16 protein-coding genes are annotated in these 17,744 nt (G+C 48.9%); 10 read left to right on the top strand and 6 right to left on the bottom strand.

The window, feature by feature from the left end; all coding sequences use genetic code 11:
- Positions 1 to 44 precede the first annotated feature (44 nt).
- From QEH53_RS09510 to QEH53_RS09495, 4 genes are all read left to right on the top strand, one after another.
- Entirely contained in the window at positions 45 to 1,217 is a 1,173-nt protein-coding gene (locus tag QEH53_RS09510) for a hypothetical protein (protein ID WP_309022944.1), read from the top strand.
- Positions 1,218 to 1,477: 260 nt separating this feature from the next.
- Positions 1,478 to 1,873 (top strand): hypothetical protein, encoded by a 396-nt coding sequence (locus QEH53_RS09505; RefSeq protein ID WP_309022943.1) that lies wholly within the window; start codon positions 1,478 to 1,480, stop codon positions 1,871 to 1,873.
- A 120-nt stretch (positions 1,874 to 1,993) separates the two neighbouring features.
- A complete protein-coding gene (locus tag QEH53_RS09500) occupies positions 1,994 to 2,953 on the top strand; it encodes an ATP-binding protein (protein ID WP_309022942.1) in 960 nt (319 codons plus the stop codon).
- A gap of 7 nt (positions 2,954 to 2,960) precedes the next feature.
- Entirely contained in the window at positions 2,961 to 5,435 is a 2,475-nt protein-coding gene (locus QEH53_RS09495) for a S8 family peptidase (RefSeq protein WP_309022941.1), read from the top strand.
- A 494-nt stretch (positions 5,436 to 5,929) separates the two neighbouring features.
- On the opposite strand, the gene QEH53_RS09490 is transcribed toward QEH53_RS09495, so the two are convergent.
- The 5 genes from QEH53_RS09490 to QEH53_RS09470 all read right to left on the bottom strand — a co-directional run bounded on the left by QEH53_RS09490 (position 5,930) and on the right by QEH53_RS09470 (position 11,819).
- Positions 5,930 to 6,673, bottom strand: a complete 744-nt coding sequence (locus QEH53_RS09490) for a carboxypeptidase-like regulatory domain-containing protein (protein ID WP_309022940.1) — start codon at positions 6,671 to 6,673, stop codon at positions 5,930 to 5,932.
- A 4-nt stretch (positions 6,674 to 6,677) separates the two neighbouring features.
- The gene (locus tag QEH53_RS09485; RefSeq protein WP_309022939.1) at positions 6,678 to 7,577 is read right to left on the bottom strand and encodes a hypothetical protein; all 900 of its coding nucleotides are present in this window, start codon (positions 7,575 to 7,577) and stop codon (positions 6,678 to 6,680) included.
- Between the two features lie 796 nt (positions 7,578 to 8,373).
- Positions 8,374 to 9,462 carry a hypothetical protein gene (locus QEH53_RS09480; RefSeq protein WP_309022938.1) on the bottom strand — a complete coding sequence of 363 codons (1,089 nt, stop codon included), beginning with the start codon at positions 9,460 to 9,462 and terminating at the stop codon, positions 8,374 to 8,376.
- Positions 9,463 to 9,472: 10 nt separating this feature from the next.
- Positions 9,473 to 9,850: a hypothetical protein gene (locus QEH53_RS09475; RefSeq protein WP_309022937.1), complete on the bottom strand. Its 378-nt coding sequence runs from the start codon at positions 9,848 to 9,850 to the stop codon at positions 9,473 to 9,475.
- An 865-nt stretch (positions 9,851 to 10,715) separates the two neighbouring features.
- Positions 10,716 to 11,819, bottom strand: a complete 1,104-nt coding sequence (locus tag QEH53_RS09470) for an alpha/beta hydrolase (RefSeq protein ID WP_309022936.1) — start codon at positions 11,817 to 11,819, stop codon at positions 10,716 to 10,718.
- A gap of 280 nt (positions 11,820 to 12,099) precedes the next feature.
- Between QEH53_RS09470 and QEH53_RS09465 the strand changes: the two genes are divergently transcribed.
- Together QEH53_RS09465 and QEH53_RS09460 are read left to right on the top strand one after the other, a co-directional pair.
- Entirely contained in the window at positions 12,100 to 12,906 is an 807-nt protein-coding gene (locus QEH53_RS09465) for a hypothetical protein (protein WP_309022935.1), read from the top strand.
- A gap of 14 nt (positions 12,907 to 12,920) precedes the next feature.
- Positions 12,921 to 13,430: a helix-turn-helix transcriptional regulator gene (locus QEH53_RS09460; protein WP_309022934.1), complete on the top strand. Its 510-nt coding sequence runs from the start codon at positions 12,921 to 12,923 to the stop codon at positions 13,428 to 13,430.
- Positions 13,431 to 13,545: 115 nt separating this feature from the next.
- Here QEH53_RS09460 and QEH53_RS09455 read toward each other — a convergent pair whose 3' ends face one another.
- Complete coding sequence (locus QEH53_RS09455) at positions 13,546 to 13,962, bottom strand: hypothetical protein (protein WP_309022933.1); 417 nt, start codon at positions 13,960 to 13,962, stop codon at positions 13,546 to 13,548.
- Positions 13,963 to 14,610: 648 nt separating this feature from the next.
- Here QEH53_RS09455 and QEH53_RS09450 point away from each other — a divergent pair.
- The 4 genes from QEH53_RS09450 to QEH53_RS09435 all read left to right on the top strand — a co-directional run bounded on the left by QEH53_RS09450 (position 14,611) and on the right by QEH53_RS09435 (position 17,723).
- Entirely contained in the window at positions 14,611 to 15,840 is a 1,230-nt protein-coding gene (locus QEH53_RS09450) for a sensor histidine kinase (RefSeq protein WP_309022932.1), read from the top strand.
- 353 nt (positions 15,841 to 16,193) lie between these two features.
- On the top strand, positions 16,194 to 16,373 hold the full coding sequence (locus QEH53_RS09445; RefSeq protein WP_309022931.1) for a hypothetical protein: 180 nt from the start codon (positions 16,194 to 16,196) through the stop codon (positions 16,371 to 16,373).
- A gap of 27 nt (positions 16,374 to 16,400) precedes the next feature.
- Complete coding sequence (locus tag QEH53_RS09440) at positions 16,401 to 16,832, top strand: hypothetical protein (RefSeq protein ID WP_309022930.1); 432 nt, start codon at positions 16,401 to 16,403, stop codon at positions 16,830 to 16,832.
- A 348-nt stretch (positions 16,833 to 17,180) separates the two neighbouring features.
- The gene (locus QEH53_RS09435) at positions 17,181 to 17,723 is read left to right on the top strand and encodes a YetF domain-containing protein (protein WP_309022929.1); all 543 of its coding nucleotides are present in this window, start codon (positions 17,181 to 17,183) and stop codon (positions 17,721 to 17,723) included.
- Positions 17,724 to 17,744 lie beyond the last annotated feature (21 nt).

Raw genomic sequence — 17,744 nt, 5'->3', positions numbered from 1 at the left:
AGCTGAGAGTGAGACTTTCGGCTGTGCACAGCCAAATCACTTTGATGAATACACTTTTACCTGTTATCGCTCTGTCCTTGGCGGTCGTCGCCGGCGGACACGCTGCCAATCCCAACCCCCTAGGCCTTCCGCCAGAAGTAAATGCCCAGATTCACGCGGCACTCGAAGCCAATTACCAGATGGATTATGAGACGGGATTAGCTGAACTCGAGGCGGTGCAACAGTGGGCGGATTCGCATCCGGTGATCGTTTTTGGCGATCTGCTAATCGAGTGGTGGAAAGTGACCGCCGCAGCCTGGGAAGAAGATGAGGACCTCTGCGCCCCAATGCTGGCAGCAGTGGATCGGAGTCTGGCAGCGGCAGAACGCCTCATCGAGCAAGGCGACCCCACCGGCGAAGGCCATTTCGTAAAAGGGGCCACTCTGGGATTGCAGGGGCGATGGCACATCAAGAATCGCCATTGGAGAAAGTCCTACTCCATTGGCAAGCAAGCGAAAGAAAATCTGGAAAAGGCGCTGGAAATCAATCCGGAGCTTTATGACGCTTATTCGGGAATCGGCATTTATGATTACTTCGTGGCTAAACTTCCCGGCGTGGTGCGGTTTTTCGCGTTTTCCGGCCAACCCGCGGATCCAGCAGACGGGATGAAGATGGCGGAATTGTCCTTGGAAAAAGGAACCTACACCGTGGTAGGAACCCGGGCAGCACTGGCCTTGATTTATCTTCGAACCGAGCTGAACCCAGCCAAAGCGAATGAGATGATCGACACTTTGATAGCGGAGTATCCTCATAGCCCCTTTTTTGGCAGCCTACGCTTAATAGCGCTTTACGATCTGAATAAACCCGAGGCGTTGGCGGCGGAGGCCGCCCGCCAGGCAGGGCTATTGGCAGAAGGACATTTCCCCGCCGAGCGTACCGCCCAAGTGCTTTTTGCAGAAGGGTTGGCTCACTTTCGCCAGCAGGATTGGGCAGCGGCTGATCAGGCTTACGCGAAAGCGGTCGCGGCTGGAAATCCATCGGATCCCTTTACGACATGGGCGAAGTTGCATCGGGGAAATATTCTCGACGTACAGGGGAACCGCAAGGCAGCGAGGGCGATTTACCGGGACGTACGCACGTCACTAAATCGCTGGGGCACGGAGCGATTGGCGAAAGACTATCTGCGCGACGCGTTTGATCCGGCGCTAAACCAAGTCCGACTGTTGCCGGACGATTAACGCTACTGTTGAGGTTTTTAGATAGACTCGTCGCAGCCGAATAACTCTAGGATGGTACGACGCTGATCTCTAAATCAATTCTTCAGACGACCCTCTTTTCAGCCAACGTAGGCACCTAGCTCGACACGAAGATGGATGACGCATTGGGCTCGTAAAGGCAGATGCTCTAGACGCCTTGCCGGGGAGACTACAGACTCAGCAGACGGTCTCTCGCAGACCACCCAATACTGTATTCGTTCTACACTTACATAGTATACAGAATGAGCCGAAAGTCTGCCAAAGGGCACTGGCTGCTTCAGGAAAAGAAAGGACGACCAGACTTCTCGGAGTTCTCTACTATGCTCGACGCGTGCGGCGGCTTGCGGGACGGCCCAGTCGGGCGCAGAAAGTACTTGGAATACCTCGCTTGGATCACCGAAGACGAACCGAGGCAGAAGGAGCTTCTCTTCGACCGAATGATCAAGGGATGGGCTCACGGGAGCAAGGAAATCAAGAACTCGCTGGTAGAAGACAAGAAGCTGGAGACGTCACAAAGGATTCTCGACGGAGATGCCGGCCGCGAGGCCAAGGAGCATCTCTGGGAGAGCGCCCTGGCGAATTGCCTCAAAAGCCTGAAGAAGGGAAAAAACGAAACCGCAGGCACGAAACTCGAATAACTTCAAGGGCTCCAAGATCCAGATCATAGGCATCTAGCCTGAAGACCTCATCGAGATAGAAGTTAGCCAAAGGATACTGGAGGGTTGCAGTTACCTTGCAACCCTCCACGCTCACTTCACATGGCAACCGCAGAGCAGATCAAATCATTGATCCGATCCCATCTTGAGGAAGATGGAGAGCGATTTTTCACGGTCGCACTCCAGCTCGCCGCCCACGAAGCGAGACAAGGACACTCTTCGCTTGCCCACGAAATTAAGAGTCTCGTCGACAAGTCACGACAGACACGTAAGCAAGCGCTCGTTCGCTTTCCAAACGAGCTAGAGGGCCTTATACTCACCGAGGAGCCTAAGGAACGTCTAGCATCCCTCGTTCTTGAATCAGGCCAACGCGAGCGCATTGAACGCATCCTGAGCGAATACCGTCAACGCGAGGCCTTGAAAAATCACGGTCTACAACATCGTCGCAAAGTGTTGCTCTCCGGCCCACCAGGCACAGGCAAAACGCTTACCGCCCGCATTCTCGCATCAGAGCTGAAGCTGCCGCTCCGCACCATTCAAGTGGATCGACTTGTGACGAAGTTCATGGGGGAAACCTCCGCAAAGCTTCGCCAAATCTTCGATGTAATCGAAAGCTCGAAGGGCGTGTTTCTCTTTGATGAATTCGACGCAATCGGCGGAGACCGAGGGCGCGAAAACGATGTGGGCGAGATGCGGCGAGTACTGAACGCCTTTCTCCAATTCATCGATGCGGATCGTTCCGACAATATAATCGTCGCGGCCACCAACAACCCGAACCTCCTCGACCGGGCACTCTTTCGGAGATTCGACGATATCCTTCGCTACGGTCTTCCTGATAAGGCTGAGCGCCAGAAACTCCTGAAGAACTTGTTAGCGACCTTCAAGACTGCTCGGTTCCCCTACGCCAAAGCCGCGATCGCAGCAGAAGGCCTCAGCCAAGCTGAGATCACGAGCGCGGCTCGAGATGCAATCAAGAATGCAATTTTAGCTGGAAACGAAACCGTGGAAAGCAAATCCCTCCTCAACTCCTTGCATGAAAGGCAACACGCCTACCTGAAATAAACCTCCAATGGCCGGAGAACGTTACCCACACATCAAACTCAACGAGAATTTCCGAACTCCACTAGCTTACACGAGACGCCCTCCGAATATTCAAACACCGCCTCAGGAGAGGAGCGTAGAGCACGGGCAGCAGATTCGCAGGAAATTTGATGAAGCTTGGACGAATGCCGGGAATCAAACAGCAGTAGGCCAGGCAACACGCGATGGAGTCTACCTTGAGTTTGTCAGCGAGCCCGCAATCGAACTCATGTATCAAAGTCTTGAAGACATGGCGTCGAAAAAGGTTCGCGTCGTAAACGTCCGAAAGAAACTAGACAGCGACAATAACGAGAGAACCTACGCCACCATTTATGTATCCAACGATAAACGAAGTCTTCTTTCAAACAAACTAGAAGCTTACCTCGTAAGCGACACTCCAGGTGGTGCGCCTAAAAACGGTCCACTGGTTAATAGCATAGGTGACATAAAAGCTGCGTTACTCGAGTCGTTTTGGACGGACTCTGCTCCTATGCCGGATGAAGAACCGGAGTTTGTCGAAATTTGGATTAATCAAGATTCCGACGAAGCACAGGAAAGCTTTGAGTCGAGCTGTGGCGAAGTTGGTATTGAGCTTTTACAAGGACAGGTTTCTTTTCCTGAAAGACGCGTTTTCGTGGGCAAAGCCAACAGTAGCCAGCTAGAGGCCCTCTATCAATGCTCTGGTCTAATAGCTGAGTTCCGTCTCGCCAAAGAAACTGCAGCTTTTTGGTTGCAGCTTCAACCCGCAGAGCAAGCCGAATGGGCTCAAGACCTGCGACAGCGAATGAAAATCGACGAAGACTCGAAGGTTTCGATTTGCATTTTGGATACAGGAGTGAACAAAGGGCATCCTTTAATTTCACCGCTTCTATCTAGTGACGATCAGCAAGCCTTCGATTCAGCATGGGGCTCAGACGACCACAATGGACATGGAACACTAATGGCTGGCGTCGCTGCTTTCGGGGACCTCAAGGCAGCTTTGGAATCAGGTCTCGAGGTTAAGATTTCGCATCGTCTTGAGTCAGTGAAGATCTTGCCTCCCCGTGGTTCGAATCCGAAACGCCTATACGGTCATGTAACGAGCCAAGCAATTAGCTTGGCAACGATTCAGGCGAACGACCGCAAACGAATCTACTGCCTAGCTGTTACAGCAACCGATGATAGAGACCGAGGAAGACCCAGTTCCTGGTCCGGCTTTGTCGACCAATCAGCTTTTGGAAGTGACGACGGAGTCGAGAAGCTTTTCGTTATTAGTGCCGGGAACACTCCACTAGGTCACTCGCCAGACAACTACCCTAACGAGCAAGTCTTGGAGTCGATACAAGACCCCGCGCAAGCATGGAATGCGCTCACGGTAGGAGCGTATACAGATTTGGTTGAGATTAGAGACGACGACTATAGGGACCATACGCCTCTCGCTCCGCAAGGAGGCCTTTCGCCGTATTCTTCGTGCTCAACGGAATGGGAGAAAATTTGGCCGATCAAACCAGATGTTGTATTTGAGGGCGGCAATTTAGCAGTGGGGAATGGCGAAGTCGTAGATTATTGCGATGAGCTTTGCTTGCTATCCACTCATCACCGAACTACCGAGCGTCTTTTTGAAGGATTTGCTATGACGAGTGCTGCCTGTGCGAAAGCGGCGTGGTTCGCCGCACAGATACAATCACGATATCCCGAGCTATGGCCCGAAACGATCAGAGCGATACTCGTCCATTCCGCAGAATGGACGCTTGCTCTAAAACAACAATTTCTACGCGACCCCGACAACCCATCGAAAGGCGACATTGCCTATCTCGCGAGAATAAGCGGCTGGGGTGTACCGGACCTTAATAAGGCTCTCCACAGCACTGCCAATTCACTCACGCTCATCTCTGAAGCAACGCTACAACCTTATCAACAGGGCAGCTCTGGATACAAAACGAAGGACTGGCATCTCTATTCGTTACCATGGCCGAAGGATGTACTCCTCGAACTGCCTCCCGAAACCGAGGTTTCCATGAGGGTTACACTGTCATACTTCATTGAGCCCGGCCCAGGAGAAGTAGGCTGGAAAGACAGATACAAATATCCTTCCCATGGATTGAGGTTTGGGATCAAAAAGCCTGGAGAATCAGAACTGAATTTCAAACGGCGCATCAGCGAAGCGACGGAGTCCGATTCTGAAATTGATGTAGATCGCGGAGGAGCCGGGGACTATTGGACTCTTGGGAGTACAAATCGACACAAGGGCTCCATCCATTCCGATATTTGGAAAGGCTCGCCTCAGGACCTAGCGAACTCAAACATTCTTGCCGTGTACCCAATCAAAGGATGGTGGGCACAAAGACAATGGCTCAATCGGGGAGAGAGTAAATGTCGATATTCATTTCTTGTTTCGATATCTACCCCTAATGAGGAAATAGACTTTTACATCCCTATCTCCACCCAGATCGGAGTTCCGACTCCGGTTGAGATAACAATTTAACTTCCTCAAGTCGGGCAGGATAACGGGAGCAGCTCTTAAATTTTGCCATTCCACACCGGTTCATTCACCTCCCGTGGCGAGGCCCTTGCGATACGAGTACGAGTATCCAAGAGCGACCTACAATGCGATCAATCACGGGTCCAGCCGCGACTTGGGTGCGTTATGATAGTGTCAATACACTCGGTACTCTCATAGATCGTTGAGCTGTCGTCTTAAATTAATCCTTGGCACAAGGACGACAAAGCAAAGAAAGAGTGCGAAAGGCTTTGTGCTATTCTTGTTTCACTGCGTAGATGCGACGCGGTAATCCGCTCGGTACGAGTTGCGTACCGAGCATCAATGGATGCTGCCCGACCGCTGAATAATTGGAAATCACTCCGACCCGGCGCTTTAGACGCGGGGTATACCCGAGCAAGTGAGTCGGATGGCAGCCGCAAAGGTCCTAACAAAGCTAAAGTCAAAATTTAAGAGCTGACTCTCTTGTCCCGCTGCCCTCACCAGCCCCCGACCGAACTACCAATACTGTTTTGCAGCACCGCCATTTCACTCACGCTTAGTGTTTTTTCAAAATCCTCGTAGACTTTTAAACGCGTTCCGTCTGAAAGTAGGTCACTTATCCTTGACTTTTCAGCTGAAACGATTCCGTCCTTCATTTCCGCCAGAACGGACTCAAAGTCAGAGGCATTTTCGACTTCAACTGCAAGATAGGGTAAAAGCATTTTAACTGCATCGTCGTCATCGAAAGATTTTACACCCACCAACGTAGCGTATTGAGCCTTTGCACTATACAAAATCGGCAATTTTGTAATAAATTCGGTATCCTTCTTGATTGCATTCCGATCACGCCGAATACGCTTAGCAATAGCCTCTCTATTCGCTACGAAAAATTCAGCAGAAGCTCCTTTGGGTATCAATTCTACCAACTTCATTTCATTAACAGAATCAGCTAGATCAGCGCTTTTCTCAGTTGGATACTGATCGAACCCAGAGTGTTTAAAACGAATTCCCACCGACCCAGGATCTAGATTTTCTATAAAATATTTTCCAAAATCATCGGTCGTTGTATCCGCAACAACCCCTGCCGCATTATAAACCTCGACAACGACACCCCCTATACCAGCTTCTTCATTCGGCCACTCAGTAACCCTCCCCTCAACAGAGGCAGCGTGCATAGGTTTATTAAAACCCGAATTACAAAATAAGTAAACAGAAAACACAATGTTCAATATATTTTTCATACCTCTAGCCGTTCTTTCTTAGGATCATATTTTTATATACATGATCAATTATTTCATTCCAATCTGATTCATTCTTACGCTCTCCCCTCATATATATCGTCAATCTATAATCTCTGAAAGGTCCGAGCGACGAAGTCTCAGCCTGAATTACTTTGGTGCTATTCGGAGTATTGAAGATACTTTTTGACGGTCCTAATCTGAATTCTGTGGGAATTATCCGCTCAAAAGTTACGCCATATTTATTCTCCAAACTAGTTCGTATAACTAAACCCTCAGGAAAATAGGCACCAGACGAAATCACGACCTCGAACCTGCACTTATCGCTTTCGATTATTTTGGACCCAAGAGCTCTACTAACCGGCTGCCAAACACGAAGTGGTACGCTAACTATATTTTTCCACTTAACCCTAGCCAAGCCTGACTTTCCTTCCAAATTGAGATGAATTTCGTACGTCCCTTCACCAAGACCGTCTACTTTAAACCCTAGAGTTCCACCTGCTCCCGAAGCCATTCGTTCCGAAGAGCTAAGCCGATCGGATAGGTCGGGCGGCCATTCTACCAGCCTCTCGCCCCCTGCACATGCATATAAATCAATTGCAAATACAGAGCCCACTCCGATTACTGCTGAATTTTTAACATCTATAATCCAGCTGGATTGCCCTCCCGTGATATAGTTTAATTGATCAGATTTACTAGCCGCCTGAAATTTAGCCTCTGCAAAAAGCCATGAATGATGATGCCTTAATCCCTCCATGGCACCAAGAATCGCCAATACTACCGTTACCACCATCCAAGGTTTTCTGACCAGAATTCGTAGGGGATTTATAGACTTTTTCGTCGTCTCGAAGGAATCTCCGCACCAAACCATTTCACATCCTACATCGCGTGAAAATTCGGCCGCCAAAACAGATACTACTTCTTTCCCCGACCAATAAGCAACTATCTTACTACTATTGTTATTACGTGTAATTATAACTTCGATTAAACGTGGATAGCTTTCAATCCGAAAGCTCCTCGGTAGAACGAAACCTAATCGAGACTCAAATACAGCAACTTTTCGCACAGACAAATCCATACAAATTAACACTTCATGCAATATGTGAATGTTTTCAGGCCAACGTCCTTTCGCGTAACTTTAACATATGATATTCATGACATATAAAGTCGGATTAATTTTATTTCCTGCTACGATCGTGAGGACTCAAAAGGGTCGTTCGAATACTCTTGTAGTATTAAAGGCTTTTAACGGTGAACCATCGGGTTGCAGGGGCAATGTTTTAATTCGTAATCGTGATAATTTGAATATTAAAGGTACGGAATTGACCCTTTAGATATTTCTCAAAGGTTAAAGCCAACCGTAGGAAAAGTTAAAAAAGGGCAAAGTTTGGTTCTTCGAAAAAGAGAGGAGCCAAACGCTCCTCGTGAAATAGTGAATACTAAAAAAGAGATTAGAATGAGAAAAGAGATAAGGAGTGAAAAGAGACAAGGAGTCAGACCGTAATGTTTGACATTCACCTCAACGCTTTGAATAGCTTCACTAGTTAAAACATTACAAGCTGATTTTTTTCTGATTTTCTGCACTCACCCTAATTCGTACAAACTGCCCCGATTATATTGTATCGCATAATCTAAATAGAGAGACGCAAAGATAACAGATATGCTTTTTACCCAACTTCACAAGCAACACCTCCGCGGAAAGACTACTTAAGGAATGGAATCTTCCCGAATGGAGAATTAAAAGAAACCGTCAACAACCGTTCGCCATCCGGCTGACCGCTATCATCTAGCACATCCCCATAGGATAATACCAAGCTATAATTTTCATCAAATTCATAATCGATCAAGACTGCAAGCCTCTCGTCTCGAAAGCCAGAACCCTCCCTTTCCAAGTATTCTAATGAGAGATCAATTTTCTTATCAAATTTCCACAATATCCGAAGACCGTAATCCGTACTATCGTCAATTTCATCTATCTGCGAAAAATTCTCTCTTCCCAAAAACAAAAAAGTGAAGTCATTCGCAGCACCAGACGGGGTGTACTCTAACTTAGCCCAGGCTGAATACTTGGTAACATCATCATCAATTTCAGTCTCACTATAGTCATCGTATCTCAACGCTGCTGCGAATTCAAAACCAAATCCACTTTTTTTGTCCAATAACCTTCGAATAGATTTCATCGCCTCAGAACTCGGCCGGTAGTCCAAAATCGAATCTATTTTTTCTCCCGTTTCAGGGATATCCATTTCCCCCGCAGCTACTTTATTCGCCATCTTATTCAGAAACTCATCGCCTTCTTCAACCAACGAATCCCTCAACGTAACGATCTCCTCTAGATCAGGAGACTTTTTGAGAAGATCTGTTTTTAAACCGACAGCATAAGCACGACCCGAAAAACTCATGTCCTCAATTTTTCTTTTAAAGTCCTGTACTGCGAAAGAAGCAGAGAAACTCCTTTTTATATTCCCACTTATCGAACGATTTCCGTAATATTCATCCAAACTGTAGCCTGTACCTTCTCGCGAAAGCAAACTAGGCGTTATCTGAAACGCAAAATTATATCCACCAGCAGATGCGTCATCTAACGCTGCTTGAACATTAACCTGATACTCCTTCAGCGAAGTAGCTTCTGGCAAAAGAGTTGGAGCACTCTCAAACATGACTTGAGCAGGTACAGCCGGAGACTTTAGATCATCAATTGGTATCTTAAATTTCTCCAAGTCAGAGGATACGACACTAGTAGCTGAACCACCGAGCACCCAAGCACAAAAGAACAATTTTTTAAAAAGCATAACTGTAGTACTAAAAAATAACTTTAACGCAATATATTATCGCATCTCCATCCTGATCGACCACCTCTTCAGCGTAATCCGGATTTAACAAAGACTCATCCACCCCAACGCGTCTAATTATTGATCGTGCATTTGTATCGTTGCTATCTTCATTCACGTCCCAAACCAAAAGCAACATCACAAGTACCTTCCCAACCAAGCCTCCCCCTTCCCCTAAAGAAAAGAGAAAATTCGAAGCACCGGTATCGATAGGTAAAAGCTTATTTCCCGCGAGTCGCACTTCAACGCTCTTAAGCAATTGCTCATTACCAGCTACGACCTCAAAAATGTAATCCGATTGCAAATCCGGCAATCCCAATGGCCCCTTATATATCGTTTTCAGCTTCATACAAAAAAGTCACATCGTCAATGTGCATACATTAATTTTTTTCACCCCCCAAAGGGTCATAACTATACATAGCCTCGACACCAAGACAATCCTAGTACTAGGACACGTTCCGCACGATAATTTTAGTGCCAAGTTAACCACCCCGAAAACTGAAGAATAACTATCTAACCCAAAGTCTAGCACCCCACGAACTACGTATTTCCTAAATTAGTTCATCGAATCAGAGCGACTGATTAGTTTAATCGGACGCGAATCCTTCTCCTCATTATTCAATGTCCTACGAAATTCGGGAATTCGACTTTAGGGTACTGCGGGACTTCACTCACCACCTCTCTCTGCTGTCTCATTGGGATGAATTGTCCGAATAGCACCCTCCTCTACTCGAATCACGCTATAACCAGCGATTGCGTCAGCTGGAACGAGTGGACCCCAGCGTTGATTATTCTCAAAGGAGACCACCGAGATTTTATTCGCTCGCTGATCGAATGGGGTAAAGTCGGTGTTTAGAGTTCATCTTTTGATCTTTTGTCCGGAACACAAAACTAGTCGTCTTCTTCGTTCCCATTCAAAAAAATCACGCCCATTTTTGATGCCAGGACCTTGAGAAACAGCACCCACGTAAAGAGGCGGCCTCTTACTTTTATAAAGGTTTATTTTCAATCAAGACCGAAGCGTGGCCGGTCACGATGACAGACAATTAATGCGAATCATTCGCCATCTCTTGTGTTAAAAAAATCGTCCTTCAAGAGTTGGTCGAGACCTGAAACCAGTGCTTTCAAAAGCCGTTAATCAATACCGATAGCAACTCAAGGGGCGCCGGAGATTGAGACAGGAGAATATCGACATCGATACATTAAAAATCCTGCTAAGGTATCCTATAAGCGTTAATCTCGGTGCGGTATTGCAATTCGCTCTCGATTGACCCACCCCGAAATATTTTGTTAAAGAGGTCGCGAAGAGTTTTGTTCTCTTCAACAGCTCTACCGCAAAAGTATCCATGCGAACTACCGACTCCTTTAGCACCCGTTACATCGACGTAAATGGTCCTTTTAGCTGTCAAATTGAACAAGTAGTGACCCAACCGGGCAAGCTGTTCTTCACCGGGCTTCCTTCGCGACCAGCCTAGCGCAAAATCTTTCTCATTGATTACGGCATACTGCCGATTTCTCACCTGCAAGGCATTAGCCCAATCTTCGTGCTTTTCGTTGTTTGTGTCCGCTGCGAGCAATAAGACATTATCAAAGACTAGCTGACGGACCGCAGACTCGGTAGAAGCAAGCGAGTGCTTAAGCACGTAATTTCCCATACTATGACAAGCAAGAGTGATAGGGACCGTGCATTGCCCCTCCAGCAACTCTCCGTAAAGTGATCGATATCGTTGCTCATTACCACCCGCCTTCGCCAAAGCTTTCTTTTTCATTTCAGCTCTCATGGAGTCGGTAAGCAACTGATGATAGTCATGAAGCTTTCCTATGAATCGCTCGAGAGCTCCAGCCGAGGCACGAGCGTCTCGCTTATCACTGAGATATGCAGCAGCTCCAGACAATTTGCCTCCACCATTAGCAGGCCACGTAAAAATGATGACGATTACTTTATATGTTTTTTCGATATTGGCTGCGGTATCCAAGACATCACTGACATCATTATTATAACCGTGAACATAACACACAATAGGTGTCTCGTTCTCTGTCGCCTTCTCAAAAATCTCACACGCCACCTGCAAGCTCGCGTAATAGTTCAGTTCTTCATCTATTTTCAGATTATGCCTGTTCTTGAGCCCAACCACCTCTTGCTTGGTCAGCTTCTCATCCAATACTGAAACCTGAAACCCTTTTCCCTTTTTATCCGCTTTGAGCAAGCGAAGCTCATTGTGGCCGTTTGAATTTGGCTTTTTTTCAGCTGGTTTCTTCCCGAAAATATCCAAACCCTTACGCTTTTCGTAGAGCTTTCTGTTTGTAACTATATACATGCTGTTAAGAGGGCATTAGTTTTAAGATGTTATCTAGCACGTGCACGTCACTTTCAGTACTGTCGTCCCGCTATAGGATCACAGGGCTTTGCAAACGGAACCGTACCCCTCTCGGAATTGGAACAAGTTGATAGGGGATAAGGAAGCCAAGACGATATACAGATTACACTTGGCCAGACTTCCGCCCCACCCCACAAACTACGTATTTCCTGAATTAATTGTTTGAATTAGGGCAGCTAATTCGTATACTCGCAGACAAATCCTCCTCTTGCCTAATCCAATGTCCTACGAAATCCGGGAAACCGATTTTAGGGTACTGCGGGACTTCGCTCACCATCTCTTTCTGCTGTCTCACTGGGATGAATTGTCCGAATGCGCCCTCCTCTACCTGAATCGACTCTTACCCAGCGACTGCATCTGCTGGAACGAGTGGACCCCTGCGTTCGCTTTTCTTAAGCATAGCCAAGTATCCGCATCACACGACTCGACAATTCGCTCCCTCTTACCGGCACTCGTCGAGAACCTCAAATATCATCCGGTCATTGCAGAGCACGGCTGGCAAAATCTACGTGATATACCGTATCAGCTATCCGACTACATCGATCAAGGAGCTTTAAGTGAGAATCCGCTTTATACAGAGGTGTACCGGCACCTTGAAGCTAGGTATCAGTTAGCCTTTCCCTTTTGCTCGACTTCCACTACCGAGCTTTTCCTCATCTTGAATCGAGGTTCGCACGACTTCACAGCGAACGAGCGCCATCTGCTAAAGACGTCGGGACCGCTTCTGGCTTCACACGTTCACCGCCTTCACCGCAAGGAAATGGCGATTCGCAAAGCCGGAATCGTGGCCACCATCATGGAGCAAAACTACGGTTTGCTAAACGTAGACAAACTTAGTCTTGGAGAATTATTCCTCCTCAAGGAATTGGCGGCCGGCCAAAACGTGAGCGATGTGGCACGCCACAAGAAGGTTCGCCGCGACACCCTGAGCCGTCAGCTTTCGACCGCTCGAGAGAAGCTCCAGCTAGATACCAACAAGGAGCTCTTGAGCACCCTGAGAGCCCCCTATTTCGAAACAACTGTCTAGACGTCTAGAGCCCGATGGATCCACCGAAGCAAAACGCGAAGCCGGAGATCCTCGGGATCCCAGACGCAAGCGAGTCGCTCTCAATAGAGACCCATCGCCTGAATTCGCTATTCGCTTTTTTGGGACAACTCGGCTGGTCGATCGCCTCCCTAGATTCGAGCGAGAGTTCGCTCTATAATTTGCACGGCTTGGCTAAGCAGGACTTCAAGCAGAGCACTGTAGGCATTCCAGAGCTACACAGTCATTTGAAGCAATTGCCGAACAAGGTTTTCCTACACGACTCTAAGCAGCTTATAATCTGGCGGGAAAAAGCAGTAGCCACTTCCGATGCAAGCGAACCGAAACTTACTAAACGCGAGATACAGGTATTTGATCTCCTGCTGGCGGGACAGAGCGTTCCCGCGATAGCCGCTGAACTCGGTATCAGCCAACGAACAGCGGAGAAGCACGTACAAAACCTGTATCGAAAAAAAGGAGTCAAATCCTACAGTGAGCTGTTGTTTAAAAAAGCGTGGGGCCTCTAACAACTCTAAGAGTTAGCAATAGATCGTTTTGAGGTATCGTAAGGGTGGATCTCGCATCCCGCGTAGGGTTGAGTGCTCTTGCATTGCGGGATCGCGCTGGCGCGATCCTGCTGGATTACTCGGTTCTGGTCTCCAGACCGGCTAAGGGAAACTGGTGTTGTCCAAAGTGGACAAAAATGCTGCCGCGGGCCCCGATTTGAGTTTCACCTTCCAACCTGATCGGGTGTAGCCGCTGCCCGTTAGCGAGTACTCCAACGATATCCTTTTCGTCTATTATCCTTAATCCGGATTTTCGTTTGAAAAGGGTGACGAGTGCGAATCGCTCTCCAAGATCGTTACTCAGGAATCTCTGGTACTCGATTTCGAATTCGCTCAGGTCCGGCTTCAGAGTTTTCCAATCCGTCACAAACGCAAGCTCGTCCTGCGGGATTATCACTTCGTCAAAAGAGACGACAATATCTTCGGGAGCCGGAGGTTCAGCGATTATCCAGAAAGGAAGAAACGAGAGTAAAACGAGCATCAGCTTTTTCATATCTATAATGGTTTGGATTCAGTTAGAAATTTGGACGCATCGAATCGTTAATTATTCAATCTAGTAACAATGTCCCCGAGAAGGACTCTAATTTCGCAGCTTGCCCCAATTTCTAGTTCCATCAGCAAAAAGTTGCCTGCAATAGCTGGCGCGTACGGTGAGTTGCGAAACCTGCACATAAATCCTAGCTATTTCTTTCCTCCGCATCACCCAACGCGTCGAGGTCGCTTAGATCGACCGCCGGTTGGCCCTAGGGACATAAAAGATCCCCACGCGGCCCATCCTATTAAGGGTCGAAGCAAAAGGGGTGCAAAAACGGCCAAGCCAGAGGTCACCGTTTCACCTTTCGCTATAATTCATAAAATATCCAAATTTTAACTACAAATCCTGCACCTGCCAAACGTGGCGTTACATCGAAGAATCTAACATTCACCTAGCGTTCAGGTTTTAATGCGGCCTTGTTGCGCGGGGGCGAGTCGGAGCAGGCCGTTTCGGACGAAAAAGAGTGATGACACATTGCACTCTGCCTGGTAAGCGGGCATTTGTCGATTGACGTGGTCCTCAAGTCTCAAAAAATCCTATGGTTGTTACGTGACCTTACCAAGCCTTATCCAATTCTCTAAGAGCCCCCAATAAACTCATCGTAAAGTGAAGCCCACTCACAATCGACCCAACGGAGACCCAGGCCTCGCCGCTTACTTACGATCAAACAAGCGGGCGATTATCGACGGTTGGCAGGAGAGAGCCAACGGTGAAGAAACCCTCAGTGTGACGCGAAGCCTGAGTCGTGCGGAGTTCATAGACGGGATCCCTCAGGTGATCGATCAACTGACGCGCGTGTTCGAAGCAGGAGAGCTTTTGGAGAACGATAGCGAATTGCAGGACTCGATCTCTCATCACGGTCACGAACGGTGGAAACAAGGCTTCGAACTCAAAGAGCTGGTGGTCGACTGGGGCCTGCTTCAAGAGGTGGCGACGGAATTTGTAAGCGACTACCTCGACCAATGTCCCAGCACCTCCGCCCACTTCGCATTGGGTATTGTCGTAAAATTTTTCACGCGATCGCTATGCGTCAGCGTGTCGCGCTACGACCAGTTGAGGCAAGTCGAGGCGTCTAGCGTATCACGCGACATCGAGAGAGCGAAAGAAAAGCTGGAGAAGGTCCGCACTGAACAAGCTACCCTTATCCGGCAGATCTCTCACGATATGCGAGGCGAGTTGGCGACGATCAAAGGAGCATCAAATATTCTGGAGCTAGAGAGAGGCGACCAATCAGCCGATGACCTAGGCAGCGTCATCTCGAATAGCGTTTCCTCGGTAACCGAATTTTTGGACTCCCTCCTCGATCTCTCCCGTCTCGATTCGGGTGCCGAAGAGCGCCACATCCGCAAAATCGACGCAGCCGCGTTTCTCGAGAGTTTGGCTGCGGGATACGGTCCTGTCGCCAAAGAAAAAGGGCTCGAGTTTAAAGCCAGCGGTGAAGGGCCACTGGAAATAGAGACCGATCCTAAGAAACTCAAACGCATCGTCCAAAACCTTACGATCAACGCCCTAAAGTATACAACCGACGGTTCCGTGGAGATCGCTTGGAAGTCCCGCAGTGACGGCTGGGCTCTGAGTATCACGGACACCGGTCCGGGTCTACGCTCCGAAGAGGGCACGCCCATTTTGCGGCAAATGAATTTGCCAGAGGAGGATTTGGACCATAGCCAGAACGCGATGAAAAGAGGATCCATGGACTACGAGGGAGAAGGAATCGGCTTAGCGATCGTCAAGCGGCTGTGCGAGCTGCTAGATATTTCGATTAGCATGTCGTCACAACCGGACAATGGCACGACCTTCGAATTGGTTCTCCCCAAAACCTACCCTACCAAGTAAGAAGCGCACAAACGTCGCAATTGTGTGGCGGATGTCTCGAAGTCCCTGAAAAATCCAGCCTCGTCATCCAGCCAACCCCCAAGCCGTCCAAACAGAAGGTCGCTGTTGCGACTCGCCTTTGACAAAGGGGCGCTGTGCTGAAACCGACAGATTAGCCAGGCCATAAATATGGTCGGAACGTCAATAGGCAGATATTGAACCGAACCAAAAAAAAGGAATTCGCCCAAGAGCCACCGATCTCCTCATTTGCTCGCATAAATTATCACAATCTGCCCCTTTCCTTTTCTCTCGATAGGCAAAGGGGATCCCAAACCTTATCAGCTGGCACGAGCCCTGCAGACTTGGGAAGGACTATGAAAGCAAAAATCGCAATTCCCCTACTCGCTATCACCGCCGTCGTCACTGGGATAATCGGCGTCGCTTCCGGACTCTTCTTCTTAGTGGCCTTTTCAGTGGTCGGCTTGCTTGCCGCAGTGGTCGGCGGCATCTGGTCAGCTCGAAAGCTGAACCAACATTCGGGATCCCAATCCTGAACCAAAGCGGATTTCTCCTGACCGACAATGGAGGAGTCATCGCAACTACAAAGTTCGATAACACAGCACTTCTTTCGCATCGCGTTGGGAGCCGCTATGATTTATGCTGGGATAGGACACCTCGGTCCTTTCCGGCTAGAGTTCCAAGCCCAGGTTCCGGACTGGGTTCCCTTCCACCCCGACTTAGTAGTGGTCGTCTCCGGCTGGATAGAGATAGTGCTAGGCAGCTCTCTAATCCTACTCTATCGGGCCAGGACAATAATTGGGACAGCCTTAGCGATCTTCTTCGTCATCGTTTTTCCCGGTAACCTTGCTCAATACCTAAACGGAGAGGACGCCTTCAATCTTGATTCCGATCGCGCTCGCGGGATCCGGCTGCTCTTTCAACCCGTATTGATTGTGTGGGCGCTCTGGTCGACTGGAGTCTTGGATAAGCTCTTCCACCGAAAGGTATCTTGATGATGCGCGGATCGGGGCAAATGGCCTCATCTGGGAATTCAACGGGAGGGAGCTGAAACTGCTTCTGCGGACTACCGACCACCGTTGCGTCGCCGACAGTCAAGGCACACAACGAACACTCCATCCGCCAAACGGCACGACACGACATGGACTTCAACTGGGACATACTGGTCCAGCTGATTGAGGAAGACGCAGAGACTGCGACCAGGACAAAGCGACTGCCCCATGAGCACGACAATAGAGGTCTCGATCAGTCCGCCGTCCGCATCGCGACGTCTTCGGCGCGATTCCAGCAGCGGAGTTCCACACACATCAGAGTGCGTTCTCGCGCAGAATCCCATTTGAGCCATGGACAAACTATTTTTCGACGGAACCGAACCCCTCTTGCGTACGCTGATCATTGGCGTCGCAGCCTACGCCTGCCTGATGTTGGTCCTTCGAATCTCCGGCAAGCGAACCCTTTCGAAGATGAACGCCTTCGATTTCATCATCACAGTCGCCCTGGGATCCACGCTCGCTACTATCTTACTAAGCAAGGATGTTTCCCTCGCCCAAGGGGTGCTAGCCCTCGCATTGCTCGTCTGCCTCCAGTACGTCATCACTTGGTCCAGCGTACGAGCGCCTTGGATCCGTCGGCTCGTCACGGGAGAGCCAAGGCTGCTTCTCTACCAAGGAAAATGCCTCCCCAAAGCGATGCGGAGTTCTCGTGTGGCAGAAGAGGAAATCCGAGCCGCCGTCCGCTCTTCAGGAAACGTCGACCTGAATCGCGTCTTCGCCGTTGTGCTCGAAACCGACGGCTCCTTCAGCGTAACTCCCTCCGCCCCCGAAGGCTCCTCCGCAAACGCCCTCGCCGGTCTTCAACATCCAGAGGGAACCTTTGCTGATAAATAGTCACCCAAATCAATAAAGCAG

It is taken from the genome of Pelagicoccus sp. SDUM812002, assembly GCF_031127835.1.
Classification (GTDB): domain Bacteria; phylum Verrucomicrobiota; class Verrucomicrobiia; order Opitutales; family Opitutaceae; genus Pelagicoccus.
The sequence above is the reverse complement of the archived record's forward strand: the minus strand, read 5'-3'. Positions and strand labels throughout refer to the sequence as shown.